We start from the raw sequence: 20,220 nt of genomic DNA on the forward strand, positions 1-20,220 counted from the left end.
CACGATTATTAAGTTTACAAACAGTGTCGTCGGAGTGGAGAATTTATTTAGCTAAATTATGTATTTAAACTCATAATTTAGCTAATCAACAGGTCTAACAATAATGCCCTTAATTCCCTTTTTTACTCTAAAATCATCAATTTAAGGTACAAAAATGACGTTATTTTAATGCTGAGTAGACTTTAGAAAAAGAATTGTTACATGAAGGAAAACGGCGGGGATGGCAACCGTAGTAGCACAGGCGATCAAGTGAAAGCTTAGGTTTTCTGATTCACTGAGTTTGTGTGTCAGCTCCACATTGTGCTCGTCACTTTAGTTCCCAGTCTAGTTCTCGGTAAGCCCTCGGTAAGCCCTCGGTAAGCCCTCGGTAAGCCCTTTGTAAGTCCCAGGTAATGAATAAATTACCACTCTTGTTCGCTGTACGAATCTCCCCGTACCTCCCCGTACCTCCCCGTAATCTTTCCCGCACTAATTCCCCCAACTCCTGTTTACAAAGTACAACATATTCACCGAAGGACCGTCACCGGGTTTCCCTCCCGGGCATATGCTATTGCAGCAATGTGTGGAGGGAGAGATTCTGCAGATGACCTACAAAGGCTTTATTGTACATCATTCCCGCTGCCCGTCAATTAACGGTAAAGGCTTCGACTTTTGGGTCGGGAAGGATGGGGCCGTTTATGCCGCCCCGCTGCTCACCGATCCAGATTATATTCATCTCTGTCTGGAGGGGGATTACAGCACCGCCGAAAGTGTCCCGGAGCTTCAGCACAGAAAGGAGCAGCTGTTTGCCGCAGGCAAACTGATTCTAGAGCTAGCCTCGCGCTACCGAATTACCCCACTTCTTATCGAAGCCCATAACAATTCTTGCCCAGGTGCATTTTTTCCGTGGAATGAACTTGTGATTTATCCCTCGGGTGGTTATCATTAGTCTGAGGTGACTAGTCGAAAATGGAAAGATTACAGAAAGTTTTAGCACAAGCTGGCGTTGCATCCAGACGCAAATGCGAGGAATTGATTTTGGCCGGCAAAGTAGAGGTTAACGGGGAACTCGTAACCACACTGGGTACGAAGGTGGACCCCGCCCAAGATATTATCAAGGTCTCCGGCAAGGAAATCCGGGGCGAGAATAAAATCTATATTATGTTCAACAAGCCCAAGGGCGTAATCACAAGCGCTTCCGATCCTAAAGGCCGTAAGGTTGTTACGGATTATATCAAGGGCATCAACGAGCGGGTATATCCTGTTGGCCGCTTGGACTACGATACGGAAGGATTGCTGCTGCTGACCAACGACGGCGAATTCGCCAACTTGCTGACGCATCCTAAGCATCATGTTCCCAAGACGTACCTGGCCACGGTCAAGGGTGTGCCGCATGGTAGCGCGCTGGACAAGCTCAAGTCGGGCATCAAGCTGGAGGACGGCATGACAGCTCCGGCAGAGGTTGAGTACAAGGACATTGATGAAGCTAATAAGGAAGCGGTAATCAGCATCACGATTCATGAAGGCCGCAACCGTCAGGTGCGCCGGATGTTCGAGGCTGTGTCTCACCCTGTCACTCGTTTGAAGCGGATTTCGTTCGGGGATATTTTGCTGCAGAATCTCAAACGCGGCTCTTACCGTCACTTGACTAAGGATGAAATTAACCATCTGCAGCAAATTGCCAAAAATGGCTTACTCAAATCAAAATCACCACGCAAAGACACATAAAGTTCACAATTCAGCGCCCTAAAGTTGTGACAATATTCGTTATAATGTTCATAGGATGTTCACACCTAACAACTAAAGTAACGAGTTGCGTCACAAGAAGGGGGCTTCATGTGTGGGCAAAGCTAGAAAACCGGTGCAGATTGTAATTTTATTACTGGTAGTCCTGCTTGGCGGCTATGCCATCGCTACCTCCGTATTTGGAGGAGACGGCAAACCCAAGGAAGGTAGCAAGGCGCCAGCATTTGACCTGTTGGGCTTGGACGGCAAAGCTCATACGCTGGATGAGTACAAAGGTAAGGCTGTCGTGCTGAATTTCTGGGGCTCCTGGTGCGGGCCGTGTGTGAAGGAAATGCCAGCTCTCCAGGCTCAGTGGGAGAAATGGAAGAATCAAGGCGTTGTTGTCGTAGGCGTAAATGTAGGCGAAGACCAAATGACTGTGGAAAACTTTGTGAAGATGGTAAACATCAATTTTCCGATTGTTATGGACCCCGGGCGGGATGCAGTGCGCAGCTACGGGATTTCGCCGATGCCTACGACTTTTTTTATTAATAAAAAGGGTAGGGTGGACAGTATTCATATCGGTCAGCTTGATCTGGATACGCTGGATTCACAAATCGGGAAGCTGGTGAGCCCATGAGCGGACGGACGCCGTTAATTACCAACACCAAATGCGAATGCGGCCATCAGAACCCGGTAGGCACAGTCCTCTGTGAAGCCTGCGGTAAGCCGCTGGAGGAAGATGGGGATTCCAGTGAAAACCTTGAAATGCGTTATGACGGCGTAGCCCGCCGTTCACAACGTGCCAACCCGAATGTGATCGACCTCGTCTGGAACTTTTTTTCATCCGTCAAAATTGCTATCTATCTGATTGTTCTGACGCTGCTTGGCTCCATGCTGGGAACTATTTTTCCTCAGGAGAGTACCTTTCTCAATATTGATGCTTCAACGTATTACAAGGAAAAATACGGAATTGCAGGGCAGATCTATTATAAGCTTGGACTATCCCATACGTATGAATCGTGGTGGTTCGTCCTGCTGCTGGTCATGATCGGGGCCTCGCTCGTTATTTGTAGCCTTGATCGCGTGCTTCCACTTTATAAAGCGCTAACAAGACAGAAAATCCGCAAACACCGCCAGTTCCTGACTCGGCAAAAGGTCGTGCTGGTCACGGAAATGCAGGAAGAGCCGGAGGCCTGGGTCGGCCGGATCGCAAAGCCCCTGAAGAAGCGAGGTTACCGTGTCATCACGGAGGGCGGGGCGTTACTCGCCGAGAAGCACCGCTTCAGTCGCTGGGGTCCATACGTCATACATATCGGCCTGATTATTTTTTTACTTGCTGTACTGGCGCGAGGGTTGCCTGGTCTAAATATGGATCAGCATCTTGCCTTTCCGCAAGGAGAGATCACGCCAATTCCGGATACGACCTATTACCTTAAGAATGAGAAATTCACCGTAGAATTCTACACCGACGCTGAAATGCCAGAAGAATTCCGGGGCAAAAAAGTGCTGCCCAAGCTGTACGAAACCAAGGCGGTCCTGTACGAATGTACAGCAGATTGCGGAGATCCGACTCGTACACCGCAGCTTAAAGAAGTGGCCGCACATGATATTCAGGTCAACTCTCCTTTGAGTTACAAAGGTTTGAAAGCGTATCAGTTTGATTATGATCTCACGCCTATCCTGCGTTCAGTACAGCCGGAACTTAAGAATAAGCGTACTGGAGAGGCGTACGGCAAACTCAAGCTGGAGATGAAGAATCCGCAGCGTAGCTTCCAGGCAGGACCTTATACGCTTTCCCTGAAGGAGAAATACATGGATTTTGGCCTGAACGAGAGCGGGCAGCCAGTGTCCAAAACGCCGTATCCCAATGCACCGGCATTTCTCTTCCTGATCAAGGGACCGGACCTGCCGGCAGACGGTCAGCAGTACTTCTATTTCCCTAAGCAGGTAGACAAGGTGCAGTTCCAGCAGGAGGGCATCAACGACAAGCTGGGAGGCGCAGACCGATTCCTGGAGCTTGAAGTCAGCAGCATGCAGGACGTCGATTTTTCCGAATCTACGACATACCTGAATGTGCGTGTGGACCGGGCAATGCCTTTTGTATGGGTAGGTGCGGGTATAGTGATGTTGGGCCTTGTACTGGGCTTCTACTGGCAGCACAGACGTATCTGGCTGACCGTCGCGAATGAAGAGCTTATCCTTGGAGGACATACGAACAAGAACTGGTTCGGATTTCGCCGTGAGATCGTATCCATCTTGGAGAAGGTAGACATGGTAGTGGATGAAAAATCATTGGACAACGGGGGAGGTCAAGCATGAGCTTGCTCGATATCAGCAGTGATGTCTTTATAGCCGCCTTTTTCTTATACAGCGGTTCGTTCATGCTATTCACGATTGCCATCATGGGCCGGAAATGGTCCGGGCGCAAACCAGAGGAGCACACGGCTCGCTGGGGCCGAGTTGCTTTTATTGCCTCCTCACTGGGGCTCTTGTGCCACATGGCTTACTTCTTTACTCGCTGGGCAGGAGCAGGTCATATCCCGGTTAGTAACATGTATGAATTCATGACCTTCCTGTCGATGATGGTGATGGTCGCGTTTACCGTGATGTTTGCTATTTACCGTAAAATCTTGCTGGGACTGTTCGCGGTTCCAATCTCGATTATTATTATGGCTTATGCTGCGGTGTTCCCGCAGGAAGTTCAGCCGCTGATCCCTTCGTTGAAATCTATCTATCTGAACATTCATGTTACACTGGCAGCGCTGGGAGAATCATTCTTTGCCGTCGGTTTTGCTGCAGGACTCATGTATCTCTTGCGCACCGTAAACTTCACCAGCAAGGAGAAAAATGACCGGAAACAGCAACGTCTTGTTGAATTTACCTTGTTCTCGATTATTGTCATTATAGCCTTCCTAGGGTCCGTTTTCGCTTTCCGGGGAGCCGGATACGAATCGATTTTTGTCCGGGAGAACGTTACGATTGACAGCCCTGGGCAGGGAGATAGTACAATAGAGAAAGTGAGTTATAAAATGCCGCCTATTGTGGCACCTTACCATAGCGAAATTGAGAGCTTCCAGCCCTTTTTGGGTATGAAAAAACCGTTGTTCGAGGCGCCTTCGTGGATGAATGGCGTGAACGCGGGCCGGAAGTTTAATACCGTGATATGGTCGCTCCTTTCCGGGCTAATTCTCTACGGGTTGATTCGGCTGATTGTCCGTAAACCACTGGGAGCGGCCCTGCATCCCACAATGGACGGCATCGATGCCGATGATCTTGATGAGATCACCTACCGGGCCATAGCGATAGGCTTCCCGATTTTTACATTGGGGGCTTTGATTTTTGCAATGATATGGGCTCAAGTGGCCTGGGGAAGATTCTGGGGTTGGGACCCAAAAGAGGTCTGGGCTCTTGTCACCTGGCTGTTTTATAGCGCCTATCTCCATTTACGGCTTGCACGCGGATGGCAGGGACGTAAGTCCGCATGGCTCGCCGTACTCGGCTTTTTGGTCGTAATGTTTACCCTGATTGGCGTTAATCTGGTCATCGCCGGACTTCATTCCTATGCAGGAACGGATTAAGTGGTAAGTTAATCTGCCAAAGCAGCCGATAGTAAGGGTAACGTTCTACTGTATTTGATGAAGGGGTTGTTGTGAAATGGCAGATCATTTGAACAGAATTCTGGTTGTGGATGACGAAGAGCGTATCCGCCGCCTACTTAAGATGTATCTCGAAAAAGAAGGTTATGAAATTGATGAGGCGGAGGATGGAGAGATCGCCCTTCGCAAGGCAACAGCCAATGATTACGGGCTGATCTTGCTAGATGTGATGCTACCCGGCATTGACGGGATTGAAGTACTGACTAGACTTCGCGGCGTTAAATCGACACCGGTGTTAATGCTTACCGCCAAGGGCGAGGAGATTAACCGGGTACAGGGCTTTGAGATGGGTGCAGACGACTATGTCGTCAAGCCGTTCAGCCCGCGTGAAGTCATCTACCGGGTGAAGGCGATTATGCGCCGCTCCTCGGCTACAGCTTTTCTATCCAAGGAGAGCAATTCCAGCAATAACATTGTATTCCCGCATCTCATTATTGAGCATGATGCACACCGTGTAACCGCTGGTGGCCAGGAAGTCAGCCTAACCCCTAAGGAATACGAGTTATTGCATTACCTGGCGATTTCGCCGGATAAGGTGTTTTCACGTGAGGAATTGCTTAAGGATGTCTGGAATTATGAATTTTTCGGAGATTTGCGCACGGTAGATACGCATGTCAAGCGTCTTCGTGAGAAATTGAATAAGGTATCACCGGAATCCGCAGCGATGATCACGACCGTATGGGGAGTAGGCTACAAACTTGAGGTACCTAAATAGGTGAACTTCTGGAGAAGCCTTGTCGGCAAGCTGTGGGTCACGATCATCTGTCTGGTTGCTGTCGTACTGATGACACTGGGACTGTTCCTGTTGCCTTATATCGACAGTAATTTTGCCAATTCCGGGGCGATCAAGCGCTTATTTTTGTACACATGCATGATTGGGTTTTCTCTGACGACGTTCTTTGCCTTGTTTCTGTTCACTAAGATAACACAGCCGATGCAGCAGGTGATCGAGGCCGCCAACAATATTCGCAAAGGCGAATACGGAACCCGGCTGACTCTGGTCACTAGTGATGAAATCGGGCAGCTTGCCACCTCCTTCAACCATATGGCGGCAGAGCTGGAAGAGAATATTCGCAGTCTGAATCATGAGAAAGGCCATCTGTCCAGTGTTCTGCGTAGTATGAGTGATGCAGTGGTCACTTTTGACATTGAAGGCCAGATTATTCTCACTAATCCACATGGACAATCCCTGCTGGAGACTTGGCGTAACCTGGAGTGGGTGCAGGAAGCCGATCCTGAGCCCGGTGAGGAGATCATCAGCAAGGGAGAGGTACCACCTCCGCTGCGTCCGCTCTTTCTGAGCACACTGCAGGAAGGGGGAGACCAACGCTCTAACGTGCATGTCCGGCAAGGGGTCTGGTCTGTTCATATGGCCCCGCTGTATTCAGAGAACCATATTCGTGGGGCTGTAGCGGTACTGCGTGATGTGACTGAGGAGGTCAAGCTGGAGAAAATGCGGCGTGACTTCGTGGCGAATGTATCGCATGAGATTCGCACTCCGTTGTCTATGATGCAGGGGTACAGCGAAGCGCTGCTTGATGGCATGGCCTCTTCACCAGAGGAGAGCAGTGAACTGATTCAGGTCATTCATGATGAATCGCTGCGCATGGGCCGACTCGTGAAGGATCTGCTGGATCTAGCCCGAATGGAAGCTGGGCATACCGATATGCTGAAGGCTCGGGTTGATATGAGTGATTTGCTAGAGCGTGTCTATCGCAAGTTCTCTGTGCGGGCTAAGGAACGCGGTATTGATCTGCAGTACAGGAACCTAAGTGAAGAACTCTTGCTGAAGGCGGCCGATGAGGACAAGCTGGAGCAAGTGCTCACGAACCTGCTGGACAATGCTTTCCGCCATACCCCGGCAGGGAAAAAGATTCTGATTGTCGCCGGTCAAACCGTACAGGAGAGCCGCCGTTATGTCGAGATCGAAATTCGCGACGAAGGTGTGGGCATTCCGCCGGATGATCTTCCGTACATCTTCGAACGCTTCTACAAGGCTGACAAAGCCCGTGTTCGCGGAGAATCAGGGGGAACGGGGCTTGGTCTTGCCATTGTCAAGAATATCGTCGAATCTCACCATGGGCACATCTCGGCTGCGAGCAAATTGAGTGAAGGAACGACCTTTACACTGCGTTTACCTGTCGAAAAACAGTAATTCTAAACAAAGCCTGACGGCACCTCTGATTATCAGAGGTGCTTTTTTGTTGAATGGCACCGATTAATCTTGTTCATCGTGGAACAAATGGGGCTGTACAGCCCCTTATCGTCTCCAGAGGCATCTTCAACAGATAAATGAGTAAGACACTAAGACCAGGAAAGAAGAGCCTACTAGAATTGATTGTGGACAGATTTAGAGCTTATAGAAAAAGAAGCATTCCTAAGTAGAAACTACTGTTGGAATGCTTCTTCAGGTTGCTTAAGTAAATAAGCTTAGTATTCTATCACAACTGCAATATTTTGCATGCCTCCACCGACAGTCCAGAATAATACTTTATCGCCGCGTTCGATTTGACCGGTAGATACAGCCTTATGAAGTGCAACAAATGGACTGCTAGTCGAAGTATAGCCAAATTCATCCCCGACATACACGGCTACACTGCTATCAATTCCGACGTTTTCCGCAACACTAAGTATATTGGGAAGAGACAGCTGCGAGAAGCAGGCTGCTTTGATGGATTCTGGAGCGATATCTGAATCGGCAAGCAAGGTCTTGATTGATTCAGTAGCCGCTTCTACACAAATGGAATCATCAAATGGAGTGAATTTTACATTGAATTCACCAGGCGCAACGCCTGTTGTTCCCAATTTGGCTAAGCCTTCAACAGGAAAGATGGAATTGTATAACACACAAGTGTCTGTCTGGTAGATCGAATCGATTAATCCAACAGCATTTTCATCACGCTCTAGAATGACGGCCGCGGCAGCATCGCCGAAGCCGGCATAATATACTGGATTATTGCGGTCGGTATGCGGGAGAATATGGTCAGACCCGATAACTAGCGCGCGGCGGATACGGGGATTTGCCATCATCTGCCGGCTAACCTGATCAAAGGCTGCCGTCATACCTATGCAGTTTGCATTGCTGTCAATGCAGATGGTATGGGAAGCTGCATTAATCAAACGGTGCATGATCACCGAGTTGGTCGGGATAATATATTCCGGCGTCTGGGTGGAGAAGGCGATAAGATCAATATCTTGGCCAGTTAGTCCTGCTTGTTCCAGTACATTACTAGCCGCCTCAAATCCCATAGTCAGTGCATTCTCGTCCTCATTATTAATACTGTAGCGGGTGTTACGACCCAATGCCGCCAGAAGTCCACGAATCTCTATTCCTCTATCGTCAAAATGCTTGATGTAGAAATCATTGCCGATTTTATTACTCGGATGATAGATAGCGATGTCTCTGATGATTATGCCGGCCATTGAATTGCCCCCTTATTAGTGATGAGCTGATGGATAATTGCATGATCAGGCAAAATACAGGTTTTAATATGAAGTTGTGTCTTATGCAGTAACTGTAGAGATAATTTCCAGGTTATCCAGACCCGCTTTACGTCCCAGGCGCGCCAATTGCATTTTAAGAATTGGATTGTTCTCAAGGGTCAGTATCACTTTGGCAAAGCCATCTTGCTTGATCATAGTGAAGCATCCCTCCAGAAGAGGCACAACATTAGGAGCGGTAACGTTAAGCTTTCTGCAATCAAAGCGCAGCTCATAGTCTGCTGGGGTGATCGGATTAATGGTTTGTTGGTAGGCTTGAATGGATTTGATGCCATCCTCTTCAGAGAAAGTGCCATCCAATTCGACATTGATAATCTTTTTAACCGAATCTGTTTCCAAAATAAATTTACCCATTCATTCATCGCTCCCATAAATTAGTATGATCTGATAAATAGGACATCATTTTGCAAATTAATAATATATCCAAAAACTTTGATTCACGATTTTCGACAATCGATATTATACTTATTTTTGGGATATTTTAACTATATTAATAGCATATGATTTATATATTTGCAATGAAAAAGTCGAAAAATGTAAATTATTGTAGTGAACAGGGACTACTTTACTTCTTCCAAAACTTCGAGCAATACGTTAAAGGCACTAATTACACGTGGAGCCCCCAGAGCAGGCACCAAATGAAGCAGAACACCCTTAAGCTGCTCCTCAGTGACACCTACACTTAGCGCCATAACATAATGGACGCCAAGTTGTTCGTATTGTCCCATCGCAATCAGTGCGGAGATTACTGCAACTTCTTTCCAGTCATCACCGATCGTGTTGCGCTGAAAAATGTCACCGTAGGCGGCGCCCATAATATATTCAGCCAGATCTGGGAAATGGTCTTTAATAGGGGCCAAGGCTTTGGCACCATAGTCCCCTGATAAGTTAGCAAAGTGGTTCAGACCACTTTTGATGTTGTTGTTCAAATTGTCGCTCATAAATTGGCCCCCTAATTAAAGATTCACTACACGGTGTGCAGTAGGTGGTACTTCGTCACGGTCTGTCAACAGTTCGATTACTGCAACCTTGTTCAAGGCTACCGCATCTTCGATCGCAGCGGAGAATTGTTCCAACGTCTCACAGCGATATCCGCTTGCTCCAAGGGATTCACCAAACTTCACGGCGTCCATTGGGACTTCGAATAGGGTTCCGTCAATTCGGCCCGTAGTCTTCTGCATTCCCTTAAGCGCCATATCCAGTTGCATGTTGTTCACAACGATAAAAATAACCGGGATATCCTTACATACTGCTGTATTAATCTCTGCACCGAGCATCATAAAGCATCCATCGCCAGTCACACAGAAGATCGTTTCATCCGGTGATGCAACCTTGGCGCCGATAGCCATGCCAATGGCGTTGCCCATGCAGGCAAAATAGGCATCAAACACAAAACTGCCCGGTTTTTTAACGTTATACCATTTAACGGCATTAAAGCCATGGCTTCCGTCATCCACGAACATAGTGTTGTTGTATGGAATCAGATCACTCATCACATTCATGACTGAAGCCAGAGAGAGACCAGGGAGCTCAGGCAGTTCATCCCGATAGTTAAAGCTTTCGGTAGTACGTTTGGTCACAGAATCTCTATCCAGGTGTTCAAGATAATACACAAGATTATCACGCAGATCCCCGGTGACCGGTATTGTTTGGGAGGTCAGAATTTTGCCCACAAACGTAGGATCACTATCGAACTGAATTAAAGTCTCTGGATGGTTCTCACGTTTGAGATTACAGATGGTCATATCGCTCAGGCGGGAGCCCAGTACAATATACAAATCGCTGCGATTTAGCAGATCATCACCATGAGTGCATCCGCCGACACCGACAGGACCGTGATACAGCGGGTGATCCCAAGGAATAGCACCTTTGCCGCCAGGAGAAGTCACGACAGGGATGTTGAAGGTTTCAGCCAATTCGATCAGCTCTTTATGAGCTCCGGAACGGTTAACACCTTTACCCGCAATAATCAGTGGGTTCTCAGCATTGTTGATAGCGTTGATTACACGGTCAAAATTGGAGATGCTTACGAACGATTCGCGCTCTGGATAGACTACCGGGAATTCTTCCAGCAGTTCTGTCTGAACGTCGAAAGGCAAGCAAAGATGAACGGGACCACGGTTACCGCTCAGAGCAATCGAGATAGCATGATTGAAAATGGTACTGAAGTTATCGCCACGTTCTACAAGCTTGCTGAATAGAGTAGCCGGTTTGAACATATCAGCAAGATCAGCCAGATATGAGGAAGAATCCTGACATTGCGGAATACCTAATTCTTTTATGGATTGATGACCTGTAATAAATAGTACCGGAAGGTTATTCGCTTTGGCATGGGCCGCTGCAGTCAGTAGGTTCGTTCCTCCGGGACCGGATGTTCCGAAAGCAACACCTAGTCCGCCAGTCTTAAGGGCATAGCCTGCGGCTTCAAACCCGGAACTGGATTCATGTCTTCCAGGAATAAACTCAATACCGTAATCCACCATCTTTAGAACTAAAGGACAAATGGATTTACCAATAATACCAAATGAATGGGTTACTCCGAGATTACGTAGTGCCTCCGCCATAAAATCTGCGACTGTCTTCAAAAAAAACACCTCTCAAGTGTATGAATTGGGATAAGTAAAAAGATAAATATATTATCGTTCTGGTGATGCGAAATGATTAGAACGATACAAACGGGTATAAAGAAACAACAAAACCTGTGCTCGAATAATGGAGCACAGGTTGGAAGCAAAAAACCGCCACTCAGACCGCAAGATTAAGTCGATCCTCCTGGTTTTCTCTGCAACCTGGCAGTCATGGCCTCAGAAAAATGAGGCTGTAGATCCATGGCTTTGCGTCATTCCTTTTCAGGAATTTTGCCCATATAAATTATATAACTAATTATAAGAATAATTTTCCTTTACATTATATTCCTAGCTCGTCTTTGTCAATATATTTTACACAAATGAACTCGGAATTTGACGAAAAAAATGAAAGAGAATAGGGATATAGTTTTAATTTAAAATGTATCCAAGGGGGTATTGTAAATTAGAATGCGGTTACAAAATAGAGCGAAAATAAACTATTAATTGGGTCAGTATGGAATATTTGACTAGAGGGGTTGGTGCAAAAATGCAAATTGGATCAAAACAATTGGATGGAGAAGATTAGATAATAATTGAAGAAATTAGTTGACTCATCATTTGCCGTGATATTTTTAATGAAAGAATTGAATCCAAATACTTATTTTTTTCTAAACTATAATGGAAGTGAGTGGGTTAAAAGTAGGATGCTTGAGAGGGGAGAAGGCGAATCGTTATTTGTGAGTATGAATTTTACGGAAAGGTCTGAAAGCGATATAATGCAAACGTTTCATAAGTTTGAAAAACTGCCGTATAAAATAGAGCTTATACGGCAGTTTTGTGCTGAAAGGAACAAAAATTAAATTTTGATGACAAATTCTAAAATTTAAAAATATGAATCGTTTTTTGTAGCTGGAAGACGGCTGACGTCATTTTTTCACTCTCTTCTGCAACAGATTCCAGAGCATTGATCTGCTCACTCATCGATGCAGAGACCTCTTCAGTGCTGGCCGCTGTTTGCTGGGTAATGGCGGAGATGTTCTCGATCGCAGAGGAGATTTTCAGGGCACTGTCCAGCATCAGATCGCTTTCCGAAGAGAAGGCGGCGATCTGCTCGGTAATGTACTGTACGCTTTGGACAATTTGCCCGAAAATTTGTGCAGTCTGAATGATCATTTCATTCTGTACCTGAACGACTTCCTCATTGATGGTAATATTCGCAATGGCTTCCTTGATATCGGCTTCAATGCTTCGCACCAAGCTGAAGACCTCTTTGGTCGAGGCCGTTGATTCCTCAGCCAGTTTGCGAACTTCGTGGGCGACCACGGCGAACCCGCGGCCATGCTCTCCGGCACGGGCAGCTTCGATGGAAGCATTCAAGGATAACAGGTTGGTCTGTTCCGCAATTTCGGTAATTGTCTTGGTAATCATGGTGATACCGCGAGCGTTATGGGAGAGGGCATCAATAGTATCAGCTACTTTTTGTGTAGCTTCAATATTCTTGCGCATGCCTTCCGATTGGGTATCTACCGATTGGCGACCTTGCTCTACTAATTCCAGCGTATGTATAGTTTTCTTGTTCATTTCTTTGGTCGAATAAGCGTAATTGGACACCTTGGTTTCAATATCTTTAATAGAATCAATCATGCCAGCAATATCACTAGAAATCTCGTTGGCACCTTGAGCTAGCTCGTTGGAGGAGGTTGCCACCTGAGACATGACGATCTTCAGATTCTGATTCTTGTCTTCAATACCGCGGCTTGCATCCATAACCTGACGTGTGATCTGTGACGCATCGGTCAAAATGGTCTTCAATTTGTCGATCATCGTATTAAAGGAGCGGCTGATATCACCCATGGAGCCATTCTCATCGGCTCTTTGCGTAAAATCCCCCTTAGAAATCGTATGTGTAACGTTAGAGATATCATCAAAAGAAGATGTAAGCGTTCTCTCGACAAAGCGAGAAAGAGGGTAAGTCAGGGTTGTAAGCAGGACCACCAGAATGATGCCGATAACAATTTTGCCGAGAATAATAAATGTGACCAAAACAGGGATGGAGAATAAAGCGGCGATCAAGTAACATCCGGCGACAATTCTTTGTTTCAAAGGCAGCTTGTACATCCAGTCCATAGGAAATATGTCCCCCTTTATTGTTGTGTATTGTAATATTATAGGCGATTAACCGGGTATAGGTCTACTGTAAGAACTGACATAAATGCTATTCGGGATCATCTTTGACGAAATTCTGTCCGACAGACTCATATAGTGCGGTTGTATCTGCCAGTGCTTGTCGTACTTGTTCTTGCAGAACTTGTGGTGAGAGGGCTAGGACACTGGACCCATATGACAAAAGTACCCGGCAGGCCCACTCCATAGTGTTGAAATCGACATCAACCTTCAGCCACCCGGCGTTGGAACATGGGGTAGTTTTTTTTATAGTAAGATATCTCTCCCGCTCAAATTCCTGTATCGTTTCTTCCCGTATCAGCACAGTGGCTAGATAACTCGGCAGGGCAGATTTGAAGGCTTGCGTGGATTGCCGCCAGTACTGGCCAAGATCGAATCCTTCCGGGCGTTGGAAAAAATCGCTCGTGAGCTCTGCATGCTGTAGTCTGGACACCCGGTATGTCCGCAGTACTCCCCTACTTTCTGCAACGACATACCAAACTCCGCGTTTGGTTACTAGCCCGAGTGGATTAATAAGCCGTTCACTGACTTCGTTATTTCGCAGGTATGTTATTTTGACCACCCGATCGTTCCGAAGTGCATCCTGCAGCAGTGCTAGGTAAGGATATGCTTCATCTGAAGGATGCCAGCTCACGCCGTCCACATGTATACGCTGAACTGGATCAAGCGCGAACTTGTTGGAATGCGGGGCTACTATAGCCTCCAACTTCCGGGCGGCAGAAGAGAAGTCCTCTTCAATGCCAAGATCGCTAAGAATCGTTGAATCAGCAGACAGTAGGAGGGAGGCGATCTCTTTCGGTTTCATGCCTGTCAAGGAGGTGCGGTAGCCCTCGGTAAGCATCCAGCCGCCTTCTCGTCCCCGCTCTGCCAGCACGGGAATGCCAGCTGCACTGAGCGCTTCCATGTCCCGGATTATCGTCCGTTCGGACACCTCCAGCGTCTGCGCCAGGTCACGGGAGGTCATTTTGCCGCGATTCTGTAGCAGCAGTAATATAGAAACGAGCCGGTCAGCTCTCATATCTGTTCTCCTCCTTGAGTGTTATAGTTTGAGTTTATCATATTAATATGTCAGTTGATGTCATATATTAAATGGGATTTATGCAAAGCGTGAGTCCTTGTTCCTGAGTAAAATACAAGAAGCCACCCCGCTAAAGAACGGGGATGGCTTCTTAAATGTATCAATAAGAATAACATTTCTGGAGTAGCATTAAGCCTACAGCAGAACAATTTCCTCAGCGGTGTTGATTTCTGGCAGTCCAGCCAGCTTCACCAGCACGTCTTGTGGAACGGCCTTGTCAACAGTGAGTAGCATGATTGCTGCACCGCCAACAATTTTGCGTCCAACCTGCATGGAGGCGATATTCACATTGTTCTCGCCCAGCAGTGTGCCTACCAGACCGATGATACCCGGTTTGTCATTGTGCGAGATCACGAGTTGATGACCTTCTGTCGCAATATCAACCGGGAATTTATTCACTTGTACAATCCGCTCGCCATATCCTTGAAGCAGGGTACCGGCTACGAGGCGCTCTTCATCATGTTCAGCTTTCAAAGTCACAGTGATGAGGTTCGTGAAGCCTTTGGTCTTGGAAGCTTTAGTCACAACGACGTTCACATCGCGGGTCTTGGCCAGGTGCATGGAGTTGACAATATTGACATCACCAGCGAAGTGGCGGGAAAGCACACCCTTCACGATGTAGCGGGTCAGCGGCTGTGTATCTACATCCGAGAGGTCTCCGGCATATTCAACGTGAATTTCGCGAATGGCGGTGTCGGTGATTTGGGTCGCGAAGCTTCCCAGTTTTTCACCAAGGTTAAAGTAAGGCTGCAACTTGTTCATTACGCTTGGTGCTACCGGCGGAATGTTTACAGCGTTAATGAATGGTTCGTTACGCAGGATATTAAGTACCTGCTCGGAAACGTCGATTGCAACGTTCTCCTGGGCTTCAACGGTCGAAGCACCCAGATGCGGCGTTACGATAATTTTCGGATGGGAGAGGAACGGGTGATCAGCTTCAGGCGGTTCCTTCTCAAATACGTCAAATGCGGCTCCAGCAACAATTCCGCTGTCAATTGCTTCTACCAGTGCAAGCTCGTCAATAACGCCACCGCGGGCACAGTTTACAATGCGCATACCTTTTTTCATTACTTCGAATTGCGGACGGGCAATCATATGACGTGTTTCAGGTGTCAGTGGAGTATGAACCGTCATGAAGTCTGCATTCCGGACGATATCATCCACGGAGGCCAGCTTGACTTCGAGTTTCTCAGCACGATCAGCCGTCAGGAACGGGTCATAGGCAAGAATGCTCATGCCGAAGGCTTTGGCGCGTTTGGCTACTTCGCTACCGATCCGGCCCATGCCGAGTACGCCAAGTGTCTTGCCGCGCAGCTCAACGCCGAGGAAAGACTTTCTGTCCCAAGTGCCGCCAATGGTCTTGGCATAGGCTTGTGGAATGTGACGGGCAAGAGCCATCATCATAGCAAAAGCGTGCTCACAGGTCGTAATGGTGTTACCGTCCGGGGCGTTAATAACAACTACTCCACGTTGAGTAGCTGCATCCAGCTTGATGTTGTCAACGCCTACGCCAGCGCGGCCAATGACCTTCAGGTTGGTTCCAGCTGCAATGATTTTTTCAGTAACTGTTGTTTGGCTGCGTACGAGCAGGCCGTCGTATTCTCCAATAATCGCAATAAGTTCGTCTTCACTGAGTCCTGTTTTCTTGTCAACCGTTACATCACTTGCATCCACCAACTGCTGAATTCCCAAATCACTGATCGGATCCGATACTAATACTTTAAACATGTTTTCTCTTCCTCCTTATGATTAGAAAGCTTTTTATGTTGAGGATGCCCCCGAAAGGGCGGTCCACAGTACCTGAAGGATCTTGCATTGTTGCCGCCAAGAAGGAGTGCGCTACAAAAATAGCGAAGCAACGCGGTGTCGCATCAAAGAAAATAGATGCAGCTATCCCGCGAAAATTAGATAAATGCCCATATGAGAGAAGGCCAACGGGACGGCGGAGATACAAAAAAACCCTCAACCCCATACTACTGCCGTAGTAAGGGACGAGAGTTGTCGTGGTACCACCCTAATTCACTGCATCTTGTCAGAAGCAGCCTCAATGGCCTGCATAGGCCACACTGGTAACGGAGTGATCCGATTGCACCTACTTAAAAGTTCGATACAATATCTCAGGAGCGCTAAAGACTTCTGTTCGTCACCGGTTTGCACCAACCACCGGCTCTCTGAAGACTAGCATCGTCTTTGTTCCATCATCGCTTTTGCTTGATTAATTTTTCATAATGTAACATGGCTATGCCAAATGTGTCAATAGGCTTTTGCAGGATGAGTCTTCGGTCTGCTTGAAGTGCGCCTCATTTTTCGATATGATGCAGTAACTGGTCTTATTCATAAAAGAACGGGAGCTGGGGAATCGTTTCCTTGGGATAATATTGTTCCCGCCATTTGATGAAATCCTGCTCCTGAACAGCACCTGTGGAAACCAGCAGCGTCAGGGACGACTGAACGTCTGTGAGCTTGAGCGAGCTTGCAGTGCCAGAGTAAATCATATCGTCTACTTTTGCAGTTATATCCTGGGGATCATACCCCGCAAATATCCCTCGGTTCAGCAGCATGTCCGCGATTGTCGCATTTTTGAGCAGCAACGGCATCTTCTTCCATTGGACAAAGCTTAGACTATTGATTTCCTTGGAAGAGGCAGGGATCTTTTTGTTGGCGCTAGCTCCCCACTTCAGCATGGAATCGTAGAATTGTTTTTGTGACTGCAGGCCGAATTTAACTGCGCTGACTGTAAAAGGATCATTTTTAAGCAGCTTGGCAGTTTCCGTGCCCCCTGCACTGGCAGATACCTTGCCGGAGGCCTGAGAGAAGAGGGTCAGACTTTTCAGGATATTAAGTTGAGACTGCTGAAGCAGCGGCGAATTGGTAAAAACAGAGTCCTGGTTGACTTTTTTGTACTGTTTGTCGGCAAGGATACCTAAATTCTTGAGCGTGGCGGCGTTTTCACGGGCATTCGTGCTTCGAGCGAGCTTGTCGACTTCGCTGTTCCAACTGCGCTTGAATTCCCGATAAGGCAAAAATACGTTATGATAGAAGGTAACAAGATCCTGCTGCTGGTATGATCCAGAAGTTTCCTCGGCGCTCTTGGTTTTCTGGAGGTGCTCGTATTTTGCTTCAGTTTTATCTGCGCCAACCTTCACTCCCGTAAAAAAAGCGGCGAATGTGGAAATCAGGAAAAACAGAAATCCAAGCGTGTACAGCATCTGGGTTCGGGAGGTTAGATTCTTCATAATAAGTGCTCCTTTTTCTGGGGAAATAATCGTTATGTATTTTGCAGTAATTGCTAAGGACGGACTCTACTTTGGGACTGCCCGGAAAAATCATTATAGAACAGGCAGGTTATGATGAGAAAAAAATTTAAGATTGGTGATATCAAAGTAAAAAGGGTAGAACCGCAGCAGCTTACAGACCGTCTTCTTTTGCTTAATCTCTACATTACACAAGGGCTTACGTTATTTATCGGTTTGATCTGGATTTTATTACAGAAAAGAAATCCGCTTCAAGTCATAAATCTGCCCGAAAACACACAATTTCTGTACTGGGGCCTTGGTTTGGCTGGGTTAATGCTAATTGTTGACTTTTTGTTAACATATATTGTGCCAGAAGAAACAATGGATGATGGAGGCATCAATAACATGCTATTCCGCGCCCGGCCCATCTGGCATATTGTGCTGATTGCGGCAATGGTGGCGGTGTGCGAGGAAATGCTGTTCCGGGGAGCGATTCAACATGCATTTGGTCCATATTGGACCAGTATTTTATTCGCTCTGATCCATGTTCGTTATCTGCGGCACTGGATTCCTACGGGCTGGGTGTTCTTGAGTAGTTATGGACTGGGATATATTTACATTCACACAGGAAGCCTCTGGGCGCCTATTTTATGCCATTTTGTAATCGACCTCTTCTCCGGTTTGGTCATCCGATACAGGAGGGAGTCATGAGCGAGCAATTAAGCCGGGTTCAATCCCGGCAGAAGAAAAACCGGAAGCAGTCCTCTGCCAAAGCCGAACCGTCAACCCGGGCAAACCGCAATCCAGCTGTAGATGAGCCGGTTCGTCCAGTCGCGGTAAAGCCGCCGGCCACGCTGTCTCGTAAGGGCCGCCATCAGTCGACCGCGGTTACGCCTCCTGACAAAGGAAACACAGGTGAAGAGTCAACCCCGTCCCGTTCCGAAACCTATTCCTCCGATCGTGTACGCCTCAGTAAAATGTTCGTCAATTCGCTGATTTTTCTATTCGTTTTGCTGCTAGGTTTTCTTTTGACGTGGGGAATTAAGGGTGCCCCGCCATTGGGTGAGTTATGGTGATTGTCTCCATCTACATTTTTGGATCCCTTTTGCTCATTGCAGGAGGTTCATTTGTGCTGCTGATGGTGATCAATGCGTTTAAGAATCGGATTATTGCCGAGGAAATATTTTTGGAGAGTTTGCCCTCATCTTTTGATGGCTATCGGATTCTGTTCATTACCGATATTCATCGGCGGCGGCTTCCTTCGGATATGCTGATGGCACTAAAAGGCAAGGTGGATGCTGTTTTTGCTGGGGGCGATCTGACCGAAAAGAATAGTCCGCTGGATCGTCTGACTGACAATATGGAACTGATGGTATCTATAGCGCCGACCTATGCCGTCCATGGGAATCATGACTATAAGGCAGATATAGATACTGTAGATGAGATTATCCGAAGCAGCGGTGCAAGACTCTTGCTTGATGAGAATGTTCTTATTGAACATGAGGGAGAAGCGGTCTGGCTGACTGGAGTGGACTTTCCCAAGCAGGGTGGGAAGATAGCATATGCCCCACTACCGGTGTTGTCAGGTTCGAAGGCTGACGTCTGCAGAATCTTTCTGGTTCATGATCCGATGTGGCTGTCACAAAGGCGTACAGTTCCAGGCGAATTGGTGCTCACAGGACATACCCATGGCGGTCAGGTGGTTCTGCCGCTTATCGGTAGCAAGCGTGTGGAGAGTTTTTATGATCAATACAAGGCAGGGATGTATCCATGGCCCCGCAATGACGGTTCAGGAGGAACTGCCAAGGTGCTGATCAGCCGTGGCTTCGGTACGGCGCATTTTCCGATCCGTTGGGGCAGTCCTGCCGAGATGCATATACTCACGTTGCGATGCAAGAAGGATGTGTGACACATAAAGAGTCTGTCCCAAACTAGGTATCTCCTTGATGAGAAGCCCATTGACGAAGCTAGCACTGATTTTGTAGTAAGTCCCTAAAAAATACAAAAATAGAACATGGCGGTGCTCAGGAGAGTTCCTGAACCCGCCATGTTTTATTTTGGTTGACGCTCCGCTTCTGGAAGCAAGGAGGGGCAGGCCAAAACTAACGTGAGAGCCAATCTCAACCTCAACCTCAAGCCCAACCCGAACCCGAACCCCACTTGGCCTTCAGACGTGCCGATCCGGTAAAGCAAAAGTGGATGTCATGGGATGCTTAAACAACTGGAAAAACTCCCGTTATTGATTCGCAGAAAGGGATGTTTCTAAAAATAACGGGAAAAACTCCTGTTAA

The 20,220-nt window shown here is 47.3% G+C and carries 19 protein-coding genes, 1 riboswitch and 1 other annotated feature; of the genes, 11 read left to right on the top strand and 8 right to left on the bottom strand.

Annotation, left to right across the window (positions count from 1 at the left end):
* Window positions 1-544: 544 nt before the first annotated feature.
* From AC3Y23_RS03700 to AC3Y23_RS03730, 7 genes are all read left to right on the top strand, one after another.
* Complete coding sequence (locus AC3Y23_RS03700) at window positions 545-928, top strand: N-acetylmuramoyl-L-alanine amidase (protein WP_379195800.1); 384 nt, start codon at window positions 545-547, stop codon at window positions 926-928.
* 20 nt (window positions 929-948) lie between these two features.
* A complete protein-coding gene (locus tag AC3Y23_RS03705; protein WP_379195802.1) occupies window positions 949-1,707 on the top strand; it encodes a pseudouridine synthase in 759 nt (252 codons plus the stop codon).
* A 112-nt stretch (window positions 1,708-1,819) separates the two neighbouring features.
* Window positions 1,820-2,344, top strand: a complete 525-nt coding sequence (gene resA, locus AC3Y23_RS03710; RefSeq protein WP_379195804.1) for a thiol-disulfide oxidoreductase ResA — start codon at window positions 1,820-1,822, stop codon at window positions 2,342-2,344.
* Window positions 2,341-4,026 carry a cytochrome c biogenesis protein ResB gene (gene resB / locus AC3Y23_RS03715; RefSeq protein WP_379195806.1) on the top strand — a complete coding sequence of 562 codons (1,686 nt, stop codon included), beginning with the start codon at window positions 2,341-2,343 and terminating at the stop codon, window positions 4,024-4,026. The genes resA and resB overlap by 4 nt, the downstream gene beginning before the upstream one ends.
* Complete coding sequence (gene ccsA / locus AC3Y23_RS03720) at window positions 4,023-5,285, top strand: cytochrome c biogenesis protein CcsA (RefSeq protein WP_379195809.1); 1,263 nt, start codon at window positions 4,023-4,025, stop codon at window positions 5,283-5,285. The genes resB and ccsA overlap by 4 nt, the downstream gene beginning before the upstream one ends.
* Window positions 5,286-5,361: 76 nt before the next feature.
* Window positions 5,362-6,078: a response regulator transcription factor gene (locus AC3Y23_RS03725; protein WP_379195811.1), complete on the top strand. Its 717-nt coding sequence runs from the start codon at window positions 5,362-5,364 to the stop codon at window positions 6,076-6,078.
* Entirely contained in the window at window positions 6,079-7,518 is a 1,440-nt protein-coding gene (locus AC3Y23_RS03730) for an ATP-binding protein (RefSeq protein WP_379195813.1), read from the top strand.
* 275 nt (window positions 7,519-7,793) lie between these two features.
* Here the strand turns inward: AC3Y23_RS03730 and AC3Y23_RS03735 are convergent, their stop codons facing one another.
* From AC3Y23_RS03735 to AC3Y23_RS03750, 4 genes are all read right to left on the bottom strand, one after another.
* Window positions 7,794-8,786 (bottom strand): 3-oxoacyl-[acyl-carrier-protein] synthase III C-terminal domain-containing protein, encoded by a 993-nt coding sequence (locus AC3Y23_RS03735; RefSeq protein WP_379195815.1) that lies wholly within the window; start codon window positions 8,784-8,786, stop codon window positions 7,794-7,796.
* 81 nt (window positions 8,787-8,867) lie between these two features.
* Window positions 8,868-9,218 carry a hypothetical protein gene (locus AC3Y23_RS03740; protein WP_379195817.1) on the bottom strand — a complete coding sequence of 117 codons (351 nt, stop codon included), beginning with the start codon at window positions 9,216-9,218 and terminating at the stop codon, window positions 8,868-8,870.
* A 206-nt stretch (window positions 9,219-9,424) separates the two neighbouring features.
* Window positions 9,425-9,805 carry a carboxymuconolactone decarboxylase family protein gene (locus AC3Y23_RS03745; RefSeq protein WP_379195819.1) on the bottom strand — a complete coding sequence of 127 codons (381 nt, stop codon included), beginning with the start codon at window positions 9,803-9,805 and terminating at the stop codon, window positions 9,425-9,427.
* Window positions 9,806-9,820: 15 nt separating this feature from the next.
* The gene (locus AC3Y23_RS03750) at window positions 9,821-11,458 is read right to left on the bottom strand and encodes a thiamine pyrophosphate-binding protein (RefSeq protein WP_379195821.1); all 1,638 of its coding nucleotides are present in this window, start codon (window positions 11,456-11,458) and stop codon (window positions 9,821-9,823) included.
* Between the two features lie 186 nt (window positions 11,459-11,644).
* A riboswitch (cyclic di-GMP riboswitch) is annotated at window positions 11,645-11,737 on the bottom strand.
* A gap of 287 nt (window positions 11,738-12,024) precedes the next feature.
* On the opposite strand from AC3Y23_RS03750, the gene AC3Y23_RS03755 reads away from it, so the two are divergent.
* Window positions 12,025-12,291 carry a hypothetical protein gene (locus AC3Y23_RS03755; protein WP_379195823.1) on the top strand — a complete coding sequence of 89 codons (267 nt, stop codon included), beginning with the start codon at window positions 12,025-12,027 and terminating at the stop codon, window positions 12,289-12,291.
* 16 nt (window positions 12,292-12,307) lie between these two features.
* Here the strand turns inward: AC3Y23_RS03755 and AC3Y23_RS03760 are convergent, their stop codons facing one another.
* The 4 genes from AC3Y23_RS03760 to AC3Y23_RS03775 all read right to left on the bottom strand — a co-directional run bounded on the left by AC3Y23_RS03760 (window position 12,308) and on the right by AC3Y23_RS03775 (window position 17,929).
* Window positions 12,308-13,558 (bottom strand): methyl-accepting chemotaxis protein, encoded by a 1,251-nt coding sequence (locus tag AC3Y23_RS03760; protein ID WP_379195825.1) that lies wholly within the window; start codon window positions 13,556-13,558, stop codon window positions 12,308-12,310.
* 88 nt (window positions 13,559-13,646) lie between these two features.
* Window positions 13,647-14,633 (bottom strand): helix-turn-helix transcriptional regulator, encoded by a 987-nt coding sequence (locus AC3Y23_RS03765; RefSeq protein ID WP_379195827.1) that lies wholly within the window; start codon window positions 14,631-14,633, stop codon window positions 13,647-13,649.
* Window positions 14,634-14,828: 195 nt separating this feature from the next.
* Window positions 14,829-16,421 (bottom strand): phosphoglycerate dehydrogenase, encoded by a 1,593-nt coding sequence (serA, locus tag AC3Y23_RS03770; protein WP_379195829.1) that lies wholly within the window; start codon window positions 16,419-16,421, stop codon window positions 14,829-14,831.
* Between the two features lie 256 nt (window positions 16,422-16,677).
* Window positions 16,678-16,904 (bottom strand) — a binding site (T-box leader).
* A 119-nt stretch (window positions 16,905-17,023) separates the two neighbouring features.
* The gene (locus tag AC3Y23_RS03775; protein ID WP_379195831.1) at window positions 17,024-17,929 is read right to left on the bottom strand and encodes a hypothetical protein; all 906 of its coding nucleotides are present in this window, start codon (window positions 17,927-17,929) and stop codon (window positions 17,024-17,026) included.
* 114 nt (window positions 17,930-18,043) lie between these two features.
* On the opposite strand from AC3Y23_RS03775, the gene AC3Y23_RS03780 reads away from it, so the two are divergent.
* The 3 genes from AC3Y23_RS03780 to AC3Y23_RS03790 all read left to right on the top strand — a co-directional run bounded on the left by AC3Y23_RS03780 (window position 18,044) and on the right by AC3Y23_RS03790 (window position 19,838).
* Window positions 18,044-18,640 (top strand): CPBP family intramembrane glutamic endopeptidase, encoded by a 597-nt coding sequence (locus AC3Y23_RS03780; RefSeq protein WP_379195833.1) that lies wholly within the window; start codon window positions 18,044-18,046, stop codon window positions 18,638-18,640.
* Window positions 18,637-19,005, top strand: a complete 369-nt coding sequence (locus AC3Y23_RS03785; protein ID WP_379195835.1) for a hypothetical protein — start codon at window positions 18,637-18,639, stop codon at window positions 19,003-19,005. Before AC3Y23_RS03780 ends, AC3Y23_RS03785 begins: the two co-directional genes overlap by 4 nt.
* A gap of 62 nt (window positions 19,006-19,067) precedes the next feature.
* Window positions 19,068-19,838, top strand: coding sequence for a metallophosphoesterase (locus AC3Y23_RS03790; RefSeq protein WP_379197080.1), 771 nt, complete (start codon window positions 19,068-19,070; stop codon window positions 19,836-19,838).
* Window positions 19,839-20,220: the final 382 nt, after the last annotated feature.

The organism is Paenibacillus sp. MAHUQ-45 (assembly GCF_058133325.1).